Genomic DNA, 18,471 nt, shown 5'->3' on the forward strand with positions numbered 1-18,471 from the left:
ACACAATGACCAGCACTCTGCCTGCGTCGACGAATCATCGACGCCTGAATCTGACCGGCACCTACAACTTCCGCGACCTGGGCGGGTTCCCGACTGATACGGGGACCACCAAGTGGAACAAACTGTTCCGGTCGGACGCGCTTCACCAGCTCGACCAGCCGGCCCGCGACCTGCTCCGGAAGCGGAGACTCGCTCTCGTCATCGACCTCCGCGAACAGCAGGAGCTCGACGACAGCCCGAGCGCACTCGACGGCGTCGGACACCGGGTGGAACACCTGCCGGTGTACGAGGGCGAGATCGACCTCGACGGTGCGAACTTCGACCTCGCGGTCGTCTACCGCGACATGGTCGAGAACTACGGACATCGTTTGACCCGCGCCGTCCGCGCCATCGCCGCCTCGGGCGACGACCCGACCGTCGTGCACTGCACCGCGGGAAAGGATCGCACCGGACTGGTCGTCGCTCTCACCCTCGCGGCGGTGGGTGTCGATCAACGGGACATCGTCGCCGACTACGCGATGTCCGAGGTCCTGCTGGCCGGCGACTGGGCGCTCGGCATGGCCGAGAAGATGCGCGGCCGCGGCCTTCCCGACGGCGTGGACGTCGATCACCTGGTCGGCGCCAGCCCGGCCGTGCTGATGCGCACGACCCTCGACTCCATCGCAGCCGCGCACGGCGGCGTCCGCGACTACCTCCTCGGCCACGGCATGACCGAACGTGAACTCGACGACCTGCGCGGCGCACTCGTCGCCTGACACCCACTTCCACAGGAGAGACCTCATGTCCCAGTACGGGGAACCCGACCATTACATCCTGCATGTGAGCGACACCCACTTCGTGACCGATGGCGCCCTGCTCCACGACTGCGTCGACAGCGACGCCAACCTCTCCCGGCTGTTCGAGCGGCTCGAGAAGGCCGGCAGACGACCCGAGGCCATCGTGTTCACCGGCGACCTCGCCGACAAGGGCGAGCCCGAGGCGTACGTGCGCCTGCGCCGGATCGTCGAGCCCGCCGCGGAGCGCCTCGGCGCAAAGGTGATCTGGGTGATGGGCAACCACGACGCCCGGCCCGCCTTCCGGAGCGGCCTGCTCGACACCGAACCCACCCAGGACTCGGTCGACGCGGTCGTCGATGTCAACGGATTGCGGATCATCCTGCTGGACAGCACGGTTCCGGGATTCCATCACGGCCTGATCAGCGACGAACAGCTGACCTGGCTGACGGACGTCCTGGCCGAACCGGCACCGCACGGCACCCTGCTCGCCCTGCACCATCCGCCGGTGCCGGGCCTGCTCGACGCCATCGAGTCGGTGGAGCTGAAGGAACAGCACCGGCTCGAGACGGTGCTCGCGGGCACCGACGTCCGCGGAATCCTCGCCGGACACCTGCACTACTCCACGACGTGCACGTTCGCGGGCATCCCGGTGTCGGTGGCATCGGCCACCTGCTACACCCAGGATCTGCTCGTCGACGAGGGCAGCATCCGCGGTCAGGACGGCGCGCAGGGTTTCAACATGGTGCACGTCTACCGCGACCGTGTCCTGCACACGGTCGTCCCCCTCGACGTGTCCCCCGCCGTGTACGAAATGACTGCGGACGATATTCGGCAGTCGATCGAGCAGCTCACGGCGCCCGGCGTCTGATGTTCGTCGAAGTTCCAGCCGCAACCCCCGCCGGCCACGCCGAGACACCGACGGTTCCGTCGCGGGCCGGGCGGGTACGACGCGGTCTCGCGCCGTACCTGTATCTCCTGCCCGCCGTCGTTCTGCTGATCGTGTGGATCTACAAACCGCTCGGGGAGACCATCGGCCTGTCGTTCTACAAGTGGAACATGGTGCCCACCAGCCCGAAGGTTCCGGTGGGAATGGACAACTACGTTCGCGTACTGTCACTGCCCGAGCTCCATCAGGCACTGCGGAACACGATTGTGTACGTCCTCGCGTTCATGGTGTTCTCGTTGCTGCTGCCGATGGTCGTCGCGCTGCTGTCGAACCGGGTCGCCGGACGGTGGAAGACGCTCTACCAGGCCCTGATCTTCGTCCCGTTCCTCATCACCCCGGTGGCCGGCAGCGCGATCTGGCGGTGGCTGTTCAATCCCGAGGGCGGCACGATTCCCCGGGTGGCCGCAACCCTGGGGTTCGAGTTGGGCAACGTCTTTCGAGAACCCGGCCTCGCGATGCTCGGTGTCGTGCTGATCGTCGGGTGGCAGATGCTCGGCTTCGGTGTGCTCGTCATCTCCGCCGGACTGGCCGGAATCAATCCCGACTACGCGTCGGCGGCGGCCCTCGACGGCGCGTCGCAAGCGACCATCACCCGCAAGATCACCCTGCCGCTGCTGTCCCCGACGCTCGTGTTCCTCGGCCTCATGACGATTCTTCTGGGGGCGCAGTGGGCGTACCCGATCATCGACATCGTCACGCAGGGAGGTCCGAGCGGTGCCTCCACCAACATCTACTACCTGCTCTACCAGTTCGGATTCCAGAATTTCGACGCAGGACTGTCGGCTGCTGCGGGAACCCTGTTCTTCCTGGGCTTCGGATTGATCGCAGTCGTGTTCGTTCGTGTGTCGGACCGGCTGAGCTTCTACGACAACTAGGACACCCCATGGCATTTGCACTCGTCGATGCGCCGGCCCGATCGTCCACCGCCGCTGCCCCGACCCGCGATCCCGGCGACGCCCCGGGCGCCACCCGTTCCAGCAGCCGGGTGGCGACCGGGCACGTGGTTCTCGCTGCCGTCACTGTGTTCAGTATCTTCCCGGTGTACTGGATGTTCGCCACCGCGTTCCGCCGTCCCGAGGACTCCCTGTCCGTCAGCCCCGTGCCCTCTCCGTTCAGTCTGGACAACTTCCGCTACGTGTGGGAGACCATTCCGATGGCGTCGATGCTCGTCAACACGTTCGTCATGGCGTTGGCGATGTCCGTCAGCCAGCTTCTGGTTGCGATCCTGGCCGCCTACGCGTTCGCGCGGTGGTCCTTCTTCGGGAAGCAGGTGTTGTTTCTGCTGTTCGTGGGATCGTGGCTGGTGCCCTTCCAGGTCACCATGATTCCGAACTACCTTCTCATCTCACAGATGGGTCTGCTGAATACCGTTGCCGGGATCGTGATCCCGAATCTGTGTTCGGCGTTCGGTGTTCTGCTGATGCGCCAGCACATGGAGGCGTTTCCGCGAGAGTTGCTCGATGCCTCCCAGATCGATGGCCAGAACTCGTGGGCCACCCTGTGGAAGGTGGTGCTGCCCAACATGAGACCGGCACTCGCGGCACTGGGTATCATGTTGTTCATCTCGGCATGGAACGAGTACCTCTGGCCGTCACTGATCATGCGCCAGTCGAATGCGGTCGTCCAGATCGGAATTCGCGGTTTCCTCGGCGCGGAAGGCAACAACTGGGGCGCTGTGATGGCCGCGTCCGGCCTCGCCTGCCTCCCCATCTTCCTGATCTACCTGTTCCTCCAGCGCTACGTGCGCGACGCATTCGTCCGCTCTGGCCTCAAATAACCGTCAGCCGAACACAACCCGAAGGAACTCCGATGAAGATCGTCCAGATCAGCGACACGCACCTGTCCGCCCGCGGCGGGCGCACACAGCAGAACTTCGAACGCGTCGTCGCCTACGTGAACCATCAGGTCCGTCCAGATCTGATCGTGCACTCCGGCGACATCGTGATCATCCACCCCGATGATGCGGACGACCGTGCGTACGCCCACGAACTGATGCAGCGGTTCGCCGCTCCGGTGCTCGTCGTGCCCGGCAACCACGACGTCGGTGAGCCGGGCTCTGCGCCGTGGAAGGGAATCGGCGTGACCGATGAGCGGGTCGCCGCTTTCGAGGAGGTGTGGGGTCCCGATCACTGGCGCCACGACGTCGACGACTGGACGGTGCTCGGACTGAACAGCGAGCTCTTCGGTTCAGGTCTCGACCGGGAAACCGCGCAGTGGGCCTGGATCGAAGACGTGGCCGCGGACGTCCCCGACTCGCAGCGGGTGATCGTATTCCTGCACAAGCCGATCTGGACTGTGCTGGACGAGCCGGTCGGGCACGCCGTCGACATCGGGGAATCCCGTACCCGGTTGCTCACAGCTCTCGGGAAGATGTCACTCGCTGCCGTCGGCAGTGGGCACCTGCACTGCTACCGGCAGACCGTCCGCGACGGGGTGCGCGAGGTCTGGGCACCGTCAACCGGGTTCGTGGCCGGCGAGGGCGAATCCCTGCCCGGGCCGCTCCACCAACTCGGCATCGTCGAGTACGACTGCACCGGAGAGGCCGTGCGCGCGAGCTACCGATCCGTGCCGGACCTCGAAGACGTCACGATTGCCGCCGTGCCCGAGGTGACCGCGGCCATCGACGCACTGGGACACAGCACAGTCGGCTGACGTCGAGTGGCGGCAGTCGCGATCCCGGATTGATCATCGTCACCGGTGACCGAACCGATCAGGAATCGAGAAGCGCCGACCACCGGGCCGCACTAGCGTCATTGCCGAGAGCCGTAGCCGGCGGCTCAGTGGTGGATGTCGCGAGGCGAAGTGACCGATGGGAGAGAGCAGATGACGAACAACCCAGGCAAGCGCAAACCCGGAACCCCCGGCGCGTTCTCGCGGTGGATGCAGCGAAAGATGAACGCCCGCATGAACCGCAAGATCCGACGCGGCCACGGCCAGTTCATGGGCATGGACGTGCTGATCCTGAACACCGTGGGTCGTCGCAGCGGACAGCCGCGGCAATCGCCGGTGGCGTGGTTCGACGACGGTGACGATGCCCGACTGGTGGTCGCGTCGGGTGGCGGCAGTCAGAACCCGGACTGGCACGCCAATCTGATGGCGCACCCCGACAAGGCGTCGATCGAATTGCCCGGCCACGACGCCACGCCGGTGATTCCGCAGCAGCTCGACGGAGCCGAGCGGGAGCGGGCCTGGCAGCGCATCGCCGCCGCCCAGCCCCGTATCGCGAAGTACCAGAGCAAATCCGACCGGGAATACCCCGTCATCCGACTCACCGCGCGGTAAATTGCCCCGCTGCGCGTCCGTCAGGTGAGCGATCCGTCAGCGGGAGTTGTGGAGGACGTCCTCGCAGGCGCTCGACGCGACATCAGACACCCACCATCGACACCTCCGACCCGATCCGGGTGAACACCGCCGGGAACGGTGGTGTCGCCACGCACGGTGAGATGATCTGCGATCCGAAATGTGCGACGACGAGGTCGAGTTCGCGGGAGACGAACAACCGCTGGCCGTGGATTCCACTCGCCATGAAGGAGTCGAACGGGTCGTTGAGGATCCACCAGTAGTCCCGGTAGCTCATCGTGGCAGGCGAATTCGCCGATGCTCGCGGCAACCGCACCGAAGCGGTGGCTCCCTCGTTGACGGTGCTGATCGCACGCACCACCGACTCCGGCACGATCTGCCGGTCGCCGAGAGCGCCGCCGCAGCGAAGCATCTCCCCCACCTTGGCGATGTCCCGGAGGGTGGCCGCGTAGCCTCCGCAGGCGGTTTCGACGCCGGCGGCGTCGAGGATGTACCGGGCGTCCTCGTCGGCTCCGATCTTCGACCAGATCAACTCGCTCATCAGGTCCGAGACGGTCGCACCGGTGACGCGGCTGATCAGGGCGCCCATCGCCTCGCAGCTGCCGTTCTCGTAGTGGAAGACCTCGCCGTACGGGCCGGTCGCGCGGGCCGTTTTCAATCGGTCGAGCAGGGTCGTCGGCCCGTCGTATCCGTCGGGCCGCATCCCGGGGGCCACGACTGCCCACCACCGGTGTGCCTCGACCTCACGATGGAACTTTCGTCCCCCGTAGGCCACCTGTGTCGTCATGTCGAGCAGATGACGAATGGTGGCGTCACCGAACGCCGTTCCCGCCAACTCTGGAACGTATGTGGAGACCTGATCGTCCCGCGTGAACAGTCCCCGGTCCTCGAGCATCCCGGCGAGCAGGCCGATGAACGCCTTGGCCATCGACGCGGTCAGGTGCAGGTCCTGACGGCGGAGGCCGTGCAGGTACTGCTCGTAGACGACCGCGCCGCGGTGCAGCACGATCATCCCGTCCGAATGCGAGTCGACGAGGAGCTGGTACAGGGTGCTCGCTCCCCCGCCTCCGGTCTCCACGGCGAGCCGTGAGAGGTCCTGCAATCGCTCCGGCAGTTCCCGGCGCGGACCGTCGCCGCGCCAGACTCGACGCGTGGGGCCGGTCTCGCCGACGGCCGTCGCCTGCCGCCGGACCTGCGCCGGGTCGGTGAATCCGAGCGTCCATTTCAGTTCTGCGAGTGGCAATTGCGGCACAGGGGATCTCCTCTGTCGGATCGGGATACGGGCCGGGGAACATCGAGTTTCAGGCCAGCGCGGCAAGGGCGGCGCCTGCCGTCGCGAGAACGCCGAGGCTGACGGCGGCGGGTATCAGAAGACCGAGCGGGCGGGGGTCCTCGGGGCGCCGACGGTATCGGCGGTGCCGCGCCACCGCGCCTGCTCCCACCGCCGCGGCAGCGACGCAGACTCCGGCCACCGCACCGACGTGGGCGAGGTGCGGGTGCACGAGCGCGGCTCGCACGAGTGCGGCGAGGCACAGGCAGACCGCCGGTAGCGTGCGGCGCCACGCCAGCACCGTGCGTTCGGCCTGCAGCGCCGGTGCCGGCGCGGTCACGTCGCCGCCCAGACGACGCCGAGCGCGGCGGCGAGACACACACCGGCGACCACGGCCGGAGCCAGACGCGATGCCGGCAGCGGCACGCCGCCGCGCATCGCGGACTGCACCGACCGCCATCGCAGCAGCGCACCGACCGCGACGAGGGCGGCCAGCAGGATGCAGACCGCACCGAGCGCGTCGTGGAACGCGGACCTGCCACGCGGGAGGGGAAACTGGCTGACCGCGACCCCTCCCGCCAGGAGTGCGAGCGCGGTGCGGATCCAGGCCAGGAAGGTCCGCTCGTTGGCGAGCGTGAACCGGTAGTCGGGCTCCGTCTCCGTGTCGGCGCTCACGGGAGCAGAAGGAATCGGGCGATGCCGTTCTTCTGGATCTCGGAGGACCCGGTGAGGATCCGGAACATCCGCAGACGCTGGAACAGCGATTCCACCTCGCTGCCGCGGACCACGCCCGACTTGCCGTGGATCTGCACGGCGGCGTCGGCGATCGCGAACGCCTTCTCCGCCACGAACAGCTTGCACATGAAGGCCTCGGTCCGCGGCCGCTCGCCCCGGTCGAGCGCGGCGAGTGCGTCGTAGGTCATCGACCGGGCCGCGTAGAAGTCGGTGGCCATGTCCGCGAGGCGGTGCTGGATGCTCTGCAGCATGCCGAGCGGCGCGCCGTGCACCTGCCTGGTGCGGGCGTAGTCGAGGGACAACTCCAGGGCTCGGCGTGCACCGCCCAGCGCCGTCGGGCAGTGCAGGAGCCGGTTGACCGTGACGCGTCCGAGCCCGATCTTCAGCCCCTGCCCCACCTCTCCGAGCAACTGTTCCGGTCCGACATAGCAGTCGTCGAGAACGATGTCGGCCTCGATGTGCTGGCCCGACATCGGGGTCTCGCCCTGCTGCACCGTGCATCCCGGGGTGTCCAGGTCGACGAGGAACGCGGAGTAACGCGGGCCGTCATCGCCGTCGTCTGCCATTTTCGCGATGAGGATGGAGAAGTCCGCGAACGGTCCGGCGGTGGAGAACACCTTGTGGCCGGTCAGGCGCCACCCGTCGCCGTCCGGGGTGGCGGTGGTGAGCATGCCGCGCACGTCGGAGCCCGCGTCGTTCTCCGTGAGCGAGAAGCAGCACGCGCGCTCGCCGCGCGTGACGGGGAGCAGGTACTTCTCGATCTGGTACTCGGTGGCGTACTGGAAGATGCTGCCCACCCGCAGCGGTCCGCCCATGTCCCCGAGCACCGAGGTCGACAGCACCCGCGGTGAGGCGCCCACTTCTTCCTTCAGGGCTGCGAGTTCGGTGAACGACAGTCCCGCGCCGCCGAGGTCCGCGGGCAGGCTGACACCGTAGAAGCCGAGTTCGCGGCTGCGTCGCCACACCGGCTCGAGCGTCTCGCGGGTGTACACGCTCTCGGAGGTGAGGCCGAGTTCGCGTTCGTAGTCGGCGAGTTCGCCGTCCAGATAGTCACGCAGCCGGGCGACGAGGTCGTGCAGGCGAGGGTTGTGGTCGTGGGTGGGGTTCAGGGTGAAGGTCATCGACGGCTCCGCTTTCAGTTGACGTGGCGGGCGGCCTGCGCCCAGTAGGATTCGCGCACCGACTTGCGGTCGATCTTGCCGTTGCGGTTGACGGGGAGGCTGTCGACGAAGTCGATCGAGCGGGGCTTCTTCATGCGCGCGAGGCGTTCGGCGCAGTGCTCGATCAGCTCGTCCTCGGTGACCGGGGTCCGTGTGACCACGACGGCTTTGACTGCCTCGCCCCACTTCTCGTCGGGGACACCGACGACGCACGTACCGGACACGGCCGGGTGCTCGTACAGCGCGGCTTCCACCTCGCTGCAGTAGATGTTGAAGCCGCCCGAGATGATCATGTCCTTCTTGCGGTCGACGATGAACAGGTATCCGTCGTGGCGGAAGTACCCGACATCCCCGGTGTGCACCCAGCCGTCGACGAACGTCTCGGCGCTGAGATCCGGTTCGTGCCAGTACTCGCGCACACAGTCGGGGCCGCGCGCGACGATCTCGCCGATCCCGCCGGCCGGCAGTTCGTTGCCTGCGTCGTCCACCACGCGAACCTCGGTGTCGAATACCGGTCGCCCGCAGGACATCAGCAGTTCCGGATCGGATTCGACCCCTCGCACGACGTCGTCGCAGGTGAGCACGGTGATACCACTCGTGGTTTCCCCGAGACCGTATCCCTGCATGATGACGGGGCCGAACATCGCGACGGCGTCGCGTAGCCGTTGCGGTGAGACCGGGGCGCCGCCCACGCCGACGCACCGCAGGCTCGACAGGTCGACGTCGTTCGCGGCGGGATGGTCCATCAGCATGTTGAGCATCGTCGGAACGACGAAGGTGGTGGTGATGCGTTCCTTCTCGATGGTGCGGAGGAACAACTCGGTGTCGAAGGCAGGCAGGACGACGACCGCGCCGCCGCGGGCGAGCACGCCGAGCATCATCATCCCGGAGGCGTGGGTGATCGGTCCCGGGGCCAGGTACCGGTCCGTCTCGGTGGGCGCGCCCGTCGGGCTCATCAAGCGTTTGCGCATGTTGGCGAGTCGGTTTCCGTAGGTCTGCACGGCGGCCTTGAGTTTTCCGGTGGATCCGGAGGTGTAGTTGAGGACGGCGGGCGCGTCTTCGGGGAGGTCGGCGGCGACGGGATCGCCGAGTCCGTCGGCGAGGAGATCGGCGTATCGGTCCGCGCCGGGTGCGCTGTTCCCGTAGTCGTAGACGGCGATGTCGCAGCCCAGATCTGCGACGACCTTCAACGCGACGTCGGCGTGCGCGGCGTCGACGAACAGCGTCGTGACGTTCGCGTCGCGCAGGACGTGGCCGAGTTCGTCGGCTCCCAGGCGCGCGTTGACGGGCACGCGCACGAATCCGGCCTTGCACACGGCCATCTCGGTCACGACGAGTTCTCCGCAGTTGCCGGCGAAAGTGGCCACCGCGTCGCCGATTCCGAGGCCGGTGCGCATCAGCGCGGAGGCGAGACGGTTGGTCGAGTCGTCGAGTTCCCGGTAGGTCAGGCGACTGTCGCCGCACACCACGGCCTCGCTGTCCGGCCGGAATTTCGCACTCCGGGTGAGGTAGGTACCGAGATTCATACAGTCTCCAAGATCGACGTGTTGATCATTACTGGACATACTGTCCAGCATCGGGCGCGATGTCAAGGGTGCACTATGCTGACGGAACTGCAGGCGTGAGACGAAGGGCGGAAGTCACCGTGGCCACCGAAGACCGGCGTGTGCGCCGCACCAAGCGACTGCTGCGCGACGCACTCGTCTCGCTCGCGCTCGAACGGGGATATTCCGCAGTCACCGTGGAAGACGTCACCGAACGTGCCGACGTCGGCCGCGCGACGTTCTACACGCACTACACGGACAAGGACGAACTGCTCGGCCAGATCGTCGCCGACCTCGGCGAGGACCTGAAGGAGCGGTTGCGGCCCCTCGTGTCCGACTCCTCGGTGGGGTTCACCGGCAAACCGGTGCTCGAAATGTTCCGGCACGCCGCCGAGGAACGCGACGCCTACCGCGTCGTACTGCGCGGCGAGGGCGACGGGCGCGCACTGCGCCGATTCGTCGACGAACGCACCGCCCTTGCCGCCCAGATCTTCTCGGCCCGATCCGCCGCCAACGGGGTCACACCCCGCATCGACATGGAAGTGCTGTCGCGGGCGTGGGTGGGCGAGCAGGTGGCCGTGCTGCAGTGGTGGCTCGAATCCGATCCACCACCGCTCACCCCGGAAGCCGTCACCGAAATGTTGCTGGAGCTGTCGCTGCGCGGGCGCTACTGGGCATCCGGCTTCGACGGCTCACCCTCGTCGGACGACGACACCACCTGAGAGTCGCGCACCGTGGCGCTGTCTCGTGCGTACGGCCGGTACAGCAGACCGGAACACAGCCCGTTGACGACGGTGAGCGCCACGGTCACGAGCAGGAGCGCCCCCTGCAACCCGATCGCATCGCCCAGATAGCCGACCAGCAGCGCATATCCCGCGTACGCGAGCGCCTCCACCGTCGACAGTGACACCGCGAAGGCCAGGGCCCGTTGTTCCGGGCGCACCACCGCCATGATCAGTGGACGGTTGACCACCGGTACCTGCCCTTGCAGGAACCCGACCACCGCGAAGATCGCGACGAAGAATCCGATCGACGACGTCGGCATCTGCAGCTCGACGAATACCGCTGCCGCGAAGGCCAACTGACTGGCCTGCAGCATCATCACCCGCCCACTCGCGGGCCACCGGCGGTGCACGGCGTCGTTGAGGCGGCCGCCGACCACGGTTCCGAGCAGGTACCCGATCGCGAACGGCGTAGCGACGATCGCTGCGGTGGCCGTCGAGAATCCCCGCTCCTCCACCAGGAACACGACGCCGAAACTCATGATCACGTTCTGCCCCGAGAACAGCCGTTGCACCAGGATGTAACGGAAGGTTTTGATGCGCAGCAGCTCCCGCACACCGGCGACGACGTTCTGAGCCTTCTTTTCCGCTTTCACCGCTGCGTCGCCGGCCCTGTTCTCGCCCCCGCCGGGGCGTGTGTCGTCGAGAAACACGACGACGAGAACACCGATCAGAATGCACATACAGCCGGAGAGGACGTAGCCGTACCGCCAGCCGTCGTCGAACCCCGACAGCTGACCGAACAGCGGGGCGCTCACGCCGGTGATGATGGCGACGCCGCCGTACAGCATCCCGGTGGCCCGGCCGCGCCGTCTGTCGTCGTAGAGATCGCCCATGATCTCGAGAGCGATGGGCCCGGCGCCCGCGAAGCCCGCAGCCGCGATGCCGTACAGGATGACGAACTGGGTGAAACTGCTCGACAGGCCCGCCAGGATCACCCACACACCCCAGAAGCCCGAGCACGTCGCAAGCACCGCCCGCCGCGAGAACCGTTTGGCCAGGAACACCCACGGAACCGCGGCGAAGATTCCCACCGCCTTGGACACCGCCACGATGACGCCGAGCGCCGACGACGAGAGCCCCAACGCCTCTCGCATCAATGGGAACAACGCCGTGGTGATGCTGTTCTCGGCGTTGTCCATCGCGGTCGAGGCCGTGAGCAGACTCAGGTTCTTCCCCCGGGTCCGCCGGCCGGCCGTCAGCGTGCGTGTGGTGGAGACGTCCAGTGCCATCTGCGTCCTCTCGACGAGTCACCCTGCGATGCGTGTGGTCCGCATCACAGGAGCCAATGCTGGCGACAGTATCCATAAATGGACGCTGTGTCTATGTTTGGATTTTCGAGGTCCGAAATAGTGACGCGTTTTCCGGATTCACGCTCGCAGGAGAGGACTGCACCGGGACCGACCCCGTGATCACCACTGATCAGCCTCCTCACGCACCCGGTGATCGTGCAAAAACCGACCGCACACCCGTTAATCTCGAATCGACAACCGGAAGTCGACCTGCGCGGGTTCGAGGCCGTGGGAACCACGGGATATCAACGAGGAGCGCGACCATGCCGATGGCACCGTTCGACCCCATCACCGCGATCTACACGCCGGCGCACGCCTGGATGTACGAGACCATCGTGGCCCCGGCCGTCTACCGCTCACGCCACGTCATCGACGAGTACTTTCTGCCGCATCTCCCACCGAACGCCCGCATTCTGGATGTCGGATCGGGCGGGGCACTGTTCACGAACTACATCGCCGACCAGCGCCCCGACGTGCACATTCTCGGCCTCGATCTGTCGGAAGCCCAGATCAAGCGCGCCACCAAACGCATGCGTCACTACGGCGACCGGGTCCGGTTCGACGTCGGCGACGCCACGCGGCTCGACTTCCCCGACCAGACCTTCGACGGTGTGATCAGCTACGGCTCCATCAAGCACTGGTCGTCGCGCGAGGCCGGACTCGCCGAGTGCGTGCGCGTCCTCAAACCGGGTGGCCCCCTGCTGATCACCGATGCGGACCGCAGCACGAGTTTCGAGGACGCCGAAAAGTTCGTGGAGAACTACAAGGCGCCGCGCGTCCTCGGCAGCATCAATCTCGCGATCTTCCACACCTGGATCGCCGGTCGCTCCATCAGCCTCGACGAGGCGCGTGACCTCGCGAGCCGACTCGATCTCGTCGACGAGCACGTCTCCCGCATCACCGAGATGCCACTCGTCATGATTTCCGGTCGTCGGCCCGCGTGAACCTCACCGTCCGTCACGTGTTCCGGGCCGGCAGTGCGGCGATGCCGCTGATGAACGCGGAGAGCAGCAGTTCCGGTTCGCCCACCGCGTGGAGTGCGGGGTGGGCGATGAAAAGTTCTTCGAGCATGACGCGCAGCTCCAGCCGTGCGAGGTTCATACCCAGGCAGTGGTGGATGTCTTTCGCACCGAAACCGAGGTGCTTACCGGCGTTCGCCCGGGTGATGTCGAACCGGCCCGGACCGTCGAAGATGCGTTCGTCGTGGTTCGCGGACACGTACCACATGACGACCTTGTCCCCCGCCGCGATGTGGGCGCCGCCGAGCTCGGTGTCGACGGTCGCGGTGCGCCGCATGTAGGGCACCGGGGAGGCGAAGCGGATCACCTCGTCGATCGTGTTGTCGATGTGGCCGGCGAAATCGGCGAGCAGCAATTCTCTCTGATCGGGGTGCTCGGTGAGCAGATGCAGCGCCCAGGCCAACGCTTGCCGGGTGGTCTCGAAACCCGCCGTGATCAGCAGGATGACGAACGAACCGAACTCGGTCGGTGTGAGGGCCTCGCCGTCGACCATCGTCGACACCAGCCGGGACGTCAGATCCTCACCGGGATCCGTCTTGCGTCTCTCACCCAGCTCGAGGGCATACCCGTAGATCTGGCCCAGGCCGGCCGCGCCGCCGGGTGCGGTGACGAACTCCTGATCACCACCTCCGGCAACGACGTCGGCCGCCGCGGCCAGGATCATCGGCCGGTCGCTCTCCGGGATCCCGATCAACTCGCAGATCACCTGCACCGGCAACCGGGTCGCTACGTCGGGGACGAAGTCGAACTCGGCATCTCGGGGAAGGTCCGCGGCGATCTGCGCAGCGTAGCCGCGCACCCGCTCGGCGATGCCCCGCACCGACGCCGCGGTGAACGCCGATTGCACGATGCCCCGCAGACGCCGGTGACGGGGATCGTCCATGGCGATCATCGACATGGCGAACTCGAGGATCTCGACCGGGACGTCGTCGATGGTGAAGCCCTTGGCCGAGGAGAAGACCTCCGGGTTCCGGCTGACCGCCACCACGTCGTCGTATCCGACGACCGACCAGAAGCCCGGACCGGCTGTTTCCGTGTGGAACTCGATCGGCGATCGCTGACGAAGCTCCTCGAACATCGCGCGACGACCCGCGAAACTGCGGTCCCAGAACGCCCGTGATGCGGGCGAGATGATTTTTTCGGACGCAGAACCCGTCACCGGTCCCCCTCGGTCGGTCGTATCGATACTGCGACCCTACTGGGGAAGCCATGGTTACGCTGATGAGGCATCACCGCAGGTCAACAGCTATGATCATAGGATCACCCGGCGGTGCGCCGGAGATGAAACGGGGAGGATCGACCTGTGGCGTCGAGGATTCGGCTCGGCAACCTGCGAGAGGTGCGCGATCATCCGTTGGGGATGACCGAGACCGGGTTTCGCGCCGACCTGACCCAGCCCGAAGCGTTCGCCAGAGGTCGTGGCCCGTTTCCCGGTGATGCCGACAGCGTCCGGTCCGAGCGTGAACTGTTCGTCACCGCGCCGGACGACGAGGTGCTCGCGGTGGCGACGATCACCGGGGTCCGCGAGCACGACGGCGAACTCGTCGTCGACGGAGACCTGGTTGTCGATCACGAACGGGTCGGGACGCGGCTGCTGATACGAACACCGGCCGAGAACGTCTTCTCCTGCGCGGACGAGGAATCGGCGTGGGCGGGCTCGATCGAGCGGGCGCGGTGGGTCTACGTGCGGGCGCTGGTCGAGGTCGCAACGGTCAAGACGGCGTCCTACGACCGCAGGCTCGCGGGCGCAGATCCCGCCGCCGACCCCGAGCTGACCCTGGCGACTGCCAACGAGACGATGCAGGTGGTTCCGCGGTACGTGATGATCCACCGCAGCGGAAAGCTGCGTCTCGGCGGGCCGTACGCCGACACCGCGGACTGGGACGGCCACGTCGAACCCTGGACGGATTACGGGTACGTCGATTGCCTGCGCCTCGACGACGTCCTGGGCACCGGCGGCGACCTCGACATCGACGTGCTCCGGCCGCTCACGTCGCGGGCCACCGCCGCGGAACTTCTCGAGTCATTGGGCTGGGACAAGGTCATCCGTCGATTCGTCGACGACCGCACACCCCCGCAGTAGCACCGAGCCGGCAGTGATTGCCGCGGGCGCTTGGCCTGTTCGGCCGCGACCCGGGTCGGATCGGTGGCATTGTTAGTACGGGCTGTTATCTCATCGTGGGTGCGGCACGCGGCCGCACAGGTGCTACTCGGCTGGGCTTCGTCCAGCCGCCGAAGTTCATTGCAGAAGGCATGATCCGTTACCACTCGACGGGAGTTCATCGCATGGCCACGCACACCCATCTCGGACACATCTTCCACATCGCCGGCACACCGAAAGTAACCGAAGCCGCGGCCGCCCTGGTAGCGATTCCCGACGGCGCCCTGGTGCTGGACGACGGCGGGCGAATCGTGTTCTGCGGTGACCGAGCCGAGATCCCGTCGGATTACGAGTCCGGCACCGTGCACGACCACAGGCCCGGCTTTCTGCTGCCGGGGTTCGTCGACACCCACATCCACTTCCCGCAGACCTACGCCGGCGACTCCTACGGCGGTGGTCAGCTGCTGGAATGGCTGACCCTGTGCATGTTCCCGTCGGAGACGAAGTTCGCCGACCCGGAGTTCGCGCAACAGGCGGCCGTCGAGTTCACCAACCGGCGCATCTCCGCGGGCACCACGGCCGCCATGGTGTTCGGGTCGGCGTTCCCACATGCGCAGGACGCGTTGTTCACCGAGACGCAGAAGGCCGGTCTGCGGATCGTCAGCGGCCGCGGAATTCAGACCGTCGGCGGCGAAACCGCTCAGCCGCTGATGACCTCCGAAGAGGACGCGATCCGGCTCACCCGCGAGGAGATCGAGAAATGGCACGGCGCCGACACCGGCGATGTCGCCACGGCGTTGCTGCACGTGGCGATCATCCCGCGGTTCTCGCTGTCGGTGACCCCCGAGACCCTGAAAAATCTCGGAGAACTCTACGAAGAGGTCCGCGACCGCGGGGTGTACGTGCACTCGCACCTCAACGAGAACAATCGTCCCGGCACCGGCGAGGTCGACTCGACCAAAGAGACCTATCAGGTGAATTCATACCTGGACACCTACGACGGGAAGTTCCTGCCCGGTTCGGAAGTGGGAGGGAAGAGCCTGCTGGGCCGACGCACCATCCTCGCGCATTGCGTGCACTGTCAGGATGTCGAGCTCGAACGGATGGCCGAGACCGGCACGTCCGTATCGCACTGCCCGATCTCGCAGCTGTTCCTGGGATCCGGAACGATGCCGTGGAAGCGCACCGTCGCGTCGGGCGTCAACATCTCGGTGGGAACCGATTTCGGCGGCGGCGACGAATGGCTGATTCCTCGGGTGCTCGGCGACGCGTTCAAGGTGCACATCACCGAGGCCGGTGACGACGGGGTGTCGATGCATCCGGCCGAGATGCTGTTCGTCGGCACCCTCGGCGGTGCCCGGGCACTGGACATGGAGGACCGGTTCGGAAATTTCGACGTCGGGAAGGAAGCCGACTTCGTCGTCGTCGACCCGTCCGGCACGCCTGCGCTCGACGGCCTGCTGCGCAACGCCGTTCGCGCCGCCGATCCCGATCTGGCCCGCGATCAGACCCTGTTCGCGTTGCTGATGGGGATACGCGACACGTCCATCTCCGAGGTCTACGTCGCAGGCCGGAAAGCCAAGGCGTCCTAGACGGGTGGTTTCCCGTGACCGCCGGACGACCTCACGGTCGACCGGCGGTCACGGCTAGGGGTTCACCGACGAATGGTGGTTGGCGATCAGCCACCTTCCGTCTTCGTACCGATAGACCCACGTCACCCTGGCCGCCACATCTAGACCGTTGGCGTTGATGACCCAACGGCCCACGTTGTAGGCGAGGTTGCAATCCGAATACTTGACACTTTCTTCCATACGGGCAATCGGATCGGCCTTGATCAGGTTGACGAAATACTCCGTTATCTCCTCCGGAGTGTCCGCCATAGGCACCGACAGGGCCGGCAGCAGCACCGCATCCGGCCGGTACAACGCGGCGACCCTCCTCGCGTCACCGCTTTCCAGTGCGTCATTCCAACTCGTGAAGAGCGCATCCAGTTCACTGTCTGTCGCGCGCACGCAATTGTCTTCGGAGTCAGAGGATCTGCCCGAGGAACAGGCGACCGCCGAAATCGCCAACGCGAGAATCGCGAAGCCCGAGCCGAACGGTGTGGTATTCATACCAACCTCCGCGGAGAAAGGCGCCTACCGGAATTGACCCGCTAACCGATAAAGCGTAACTCCGGGGCCTGGCTCTGCGGATCGGATCAGCGCACGTCGACCCACGCACGAGATGCGACCGATGCCGTGATGGCGTCGAGAGTTTCGGCCGCGGCCACGGCGTCGGCGATCGTTGCGCCACGGGGCTTTCCGTCGACGATCGAGGCGATGAAGTTGTTCCCTTCGATGACCTTGAGGTCGTCGTAGCTCATCGAGGACGCGGAACCCGGCTGGAAACGGGCATACGCTCCGGCGTCGGGGCCCACCCACACCGTGGTGATCGACTGGTCCTGGTATTTGCTCCCAAGGCTCGTTCCGAGTTCGTTCATCCGGCGGAAGTCCCAGTACACCGCACCCCTGGTGCCGTGGATTTCGAACCCGTAGTTGTTCTGCTCGCCGACGGCCACGCGACTCGCGTCCAGCGTGACCCGTCCGCCGGACGACAGGCGAACCAGCGCGCTGACGAAGTCGTCGTTCTCCACCGGCCCCAACTTGCCGCCCGTCGCGCGCGCATGCCCGCTGGTGGCACCCGTCGGGATGGCGCGCCGGGGGATGAAGATCGCGGTGTCGGCCACGACTGCGTCGATGTCGCCGAGCAGGTACCGGACCAGGTCGACACCGTGCGAGGCAAGGTCGCCCAGAACGCCCGACCCACCGCGCGCGTTCTCGTAGCGCCAGCTCAGCGCGCCGTCCGGATGCGCGGCGTAGTCGCTGAGGAAGCGGAAGCGTGAGTGCGTGATGGTGCCCAGCTCGCCCGCCGCGATGAGATCGTGCGCCATCGCAACGGCCGGTGCGTTTCGGTAGTTGAATCCGACGGTCGACTGGACGCCTGCCTTCTCCACAGCGGCGGCGACTGCCTTCGCGTCCTCGGACGACAGCCCGACCGGCTTCTCGATCCAGATGTGCTTGCCCGCCTCCGCCATCGCGACGCCGATCTCGCGGTGCAGGAAGTTGGGTGCGGTGATGCTGACCGCGTCGATGTTCTCGTCGGCGGCGATGTCGCGCCAGTCGGTCAGCGCTGCGCCGAACCCGAACTGGGCGGCGGCTTCCTCGGCGCGGCCGGGTACCTCGTCGGCGACGGCCCCCAGACGGATGGACGGCGCTTCCGGAAAGTGGTGGCGCTGACGCAGATACGCGTTCGTGTGCACGCGGCCCATCCAGCCGAATCCGGCGACGGCTACTGCGATTTCGGTGGGGTTGACGTTGGTCAAGATCGACTCCGGGACTGATCGGTGCGGCGTGTGTCTCTACGACAGTGCTGCGCGCCACGAGCGAAGTCAATCATTTGTTCTGACAAAGTGGCTCTCGAGGTGATTTTGATGGCTTTTCCGGGCCTCGCACCGCCATCGCGCGGAGGGACCGCTGATCGCGCGGACCAGCGTTCCCCTTCCGC

General features: G+C 66.5%; 19 protein-coding genes. 10 read left to right on the plus strand and 9 right to left on the minus strand.

Annotation, left to right across the window (positions count from 1 at the left end):
• Positions 1-5: 5 nt before the first annotated feature.
• From QM841_RS36500 to QM841_RS36525, 6 genes are all read left to right on the plus strand, one after another.
• Positions 6-755 carry a tyrosine-protein phosphatase gene (locus tag QM841_RS36500; protein ID WP_283335745.1) on the plus strand — a complete coding sequence of 250 codons (750 nt, stop codon included), beginning with the start codon at positions 6-8 and terminating at the stop codon, positions 753-755.
• 25 nt (positions 756-780) lie between these two features.
• Complete coding sequence (locus tag QM841_RS36505; RefSeq protein WP_283335746.1) at positions 781-1,644, plus strand: phosphodiesterase; 864 nt, start codon at positions 781-783, stop codon at positions 1,642-1,644.
• Positions 1,644-2,597 (plus strand): carbohydrate ABC transporter permease, encoded by a 954-nt coding sequence (locus QM841_RS36510; protein ID WP_283335747.1) that lies wholly within the window; start codon positions 1,644-1,646, stop codon positions 2,595-2,597. Before QM841_RS36505 ends, QM841_RS36510 begins: the two co-directional genes overlap by 1 nt.
• An 8-nt stretch (positions 2,598-2,605) precedes the next feature.
• Positions 2,606-3,499 (plus strand): carbohydrate ABC transporter permease, encoded by an 894-nt coding sequence (locus QM841_RS36515; protein WP_283335748.1) that lies wholly within the window; start codon positions 2,606-2,608, stop codon positions 3,497-3,499.
• 32 nt (positions 3,500-3,531) lie between these two features.
• Positions 3,532-4,374, plus strand: coding sequence for a metallophosphoesterase family protein (locus QM841_RS36520; RefSeq protein ID WP_283335749.1), 843 nt, complete (start codon positions 3,532-3,534; stop codon positions 4,372-4,374).
• A 171-nt stretch (positions 4,375-4,545) separates the two neighbouring features.
• On the plus strand, positions 4,546-5,004 hold the full coding sequence (locus QM841_RS36525) for a nitroreductase family deazaflavin-dependent oxidoreductase (protein ID WP_283335751.1): 459 nt from the start codon (positions 4,546-4,548) through the stop codon (positions 5,002-5,004).
• Positions 5,005-5,086: 82 nt separating this feature from the next.
• Here the strand turns inward: QM841_RS36525 and QM841_RS36530 are convergent, their stop codons facing one another.
• Genes QM841_RS36530 through QM841_RS36550 form a run of 5 tightly spaced genes read right to left on the minus strand, consistent with a single transcriptional unit; the run spans position 5,087 to position 9,713 of the window.
• Positions 5,087-6,274 (minus strand): serine hydrolase domain-containing protein, encoded by a 1,188-nt coding sequence (locus QM841_RS36530; RefSeq protein ID WP_283335752.1) that lies wholly within the window; start codon positions 6,272-6,274, stop codon positions 5,087-5,089.
• A gap of 49 nt (positions 6,275-6,323) precedes the next feature.
• Positions 6,324-6,632 (minus strand): DUF202 domain-containing protein, encoded by a 309-nt coding sequence (locus QM841_RS36535; RefSeq protein WP_283335753.1) that lies wholly within the window; start codon positions 6,630-6,632, stop codon positions 6,324-6,326.
• Entirely contained in the window at positions 6,629-6,967 is a 339-nt protein-coding gene (locus QM841_RS36540; protein ID WP_283335754.1) for a YidH family protein, read from the minus strand. Before QM841_RS36540 ends, QM841_RS36535 begins: the two co-directional genes overlap by 4 nt.
• Positions 6,964-8,148 (minus strand): acyl-CoA dehydrogenase family protein, encoded by a 1,185-nt coding sequence (locus tag QM841_RS36545; RefSeq protein WP_283335755.1) that lies wholly within the window; start codon positions 8,146-8,148, stop codon positions 6,964-6,966. The genes QM841_RS36540 and QM841_RS36545 overlap by 4 nt, the downstream gene beginning before the upstream one ends.
• 14 nt (positions 8,149-8,162) lie before the next feature.
• On the minus strand, positions 8,163-9,713 hold the full coding sequence (locus QM841_RS36550; protein ID WP_283335756.1) for an acyl-CoA synthetase: 1,551 nt from the start codon (positions 9,711-9,713) through the stop codon (positions 8,163-8,165).
• A gap of 119 nt (positions 9,714-9,832) precedes the next feature.
• Here QM841_RS36550 and QM841_RS36555 point away from each other — a divergent pair, with 119 nt between their 5' ends.
• Positions 9,833-10,453, plus strand: coding sequence for a TetR/AcrR family transcriptional regulator (locus QM841_RS36555; RefSeq protein ID WP_283335757.1), 621 nt, complete (start codon positions 9,833-9,835; stop codon positions 10,451-10,453).
• On the opposite strand, the gene QM841_RS36560 is transcribed toward QM841_RS36555, so the two are convergent.
• On the minus strand, positions 10,399-11,745 hold the full coding sequence (locus tag QM841_RS36560; RefSeq protein WP_283335758.1) for an MFS transporter: 1,347 nt from the start codon (positions 11,743-11,745) through the stop codon (positions 10,399-10,401). The genes QM841_RS36555 and QM841_RS36560 overlap by 55 nt on opposite strands.
• A 323-nt stretch (positions 11,746-12,068) precedes the next feature.
• On the opposite strand from QM841_RS36560, the gene QM841_RS36565 reads away from it, so the two are divergent.
• Positions 12,069-12,749 (plus strand): class I SAM-dependent methyltransferase, encoded by a 681-nt coding sequence (locus tag QM841_RS36565; protein ID WP_283335759.1) that lies wholly within the window; start codon positions 12,069-12,071, stop codon positions 12,747-12,749.
• A 13-nt stretch (positions 12,750-12,762) separates the two neighbouring features.
• Here QM841_RS36565 and QM841_RS36570 read toward each other — a convergent pair whose 3' ends face one another.
• Positions 12,763-13,983, minus strand: a complete 1,221-nt coding sequence (locus QM841_RS36570; protein ID WP_283335760.1) for a cytochrome P450 — start codon at positions 13,981-13,983, stop codon at positions 12,763-12,765.
• Positions 13,984-14,127: 144 nt separating this feature from the next.
• On the opposite strand from QM841_RS36570, the gene QM841_RS36575 reads away from it, so the two are divergent.
• Both QM841_RS36575 and QM841_RS36580 read left to right on the plus strand, forming a co-directional pair.
• Complete coding sequence (locus QM841_RS36575; protein ID WP_283335762.1) at positions 14,128-14,907, plus strand: hypothetical protein; 780 nt, start codon at positions 14,128-14,130, stop codon at positions 14,905-14,907.
• A gap of 203 nt (positions 14,908-15,110) precedes the next feature.
• Positions 15,111-16,517 (plus strand): guanine deaminase, encoded by a 1,407-nt coding sequence (locus QM841_RS36580; protein ID WP_283335763.1) that lies wholly within the window; start codon positions 15,111-15,113, stop codon positions 16,515-16,517.
• Between the two features lie 54 nt (positions 16,518-16,571).
• Here the strand turns inward: QM841_RS36580 and QM841_RS36585 are convergent, their stop codons facing one another.
• The gene (locus QM841_RS36585) at positions 16,572-17,039 is read right to left on the minus strand and encodes an SgcJ/EcaC family oxidoreductase (protein ID WP_283335764.1); all 468 of its coding nucleotides are present in this window, start codon (positions 17,037-17,039) and stop codon (positions 16,572-16,574) included.
• A gap of 86 nt (positions 17,040-17,125) precedes the next feature.
• A complete protein-coding gene (locus QM841_RS36590) occupies positions 17,126-18,289 on the minus strand; it encodes a Gfo/Idh/MocA family protein (protein WP_283335765.1) in 1,164 nt (387 codons plus the stop codon).
• Positions 18,290-18,471 lie beyond the last annotated feature (182 nt).

This window comes from Rhodococcus sp. IEGM 1307 (genome assembly GCF_030056915.1).
Classification (GTDB): Bacteria; Actinomycetota; Actinomycetes; order Mycobacteriales; family Mycobacteriaceae; genus Rhodococcus_F; species Rhodococcus_F opacus_D.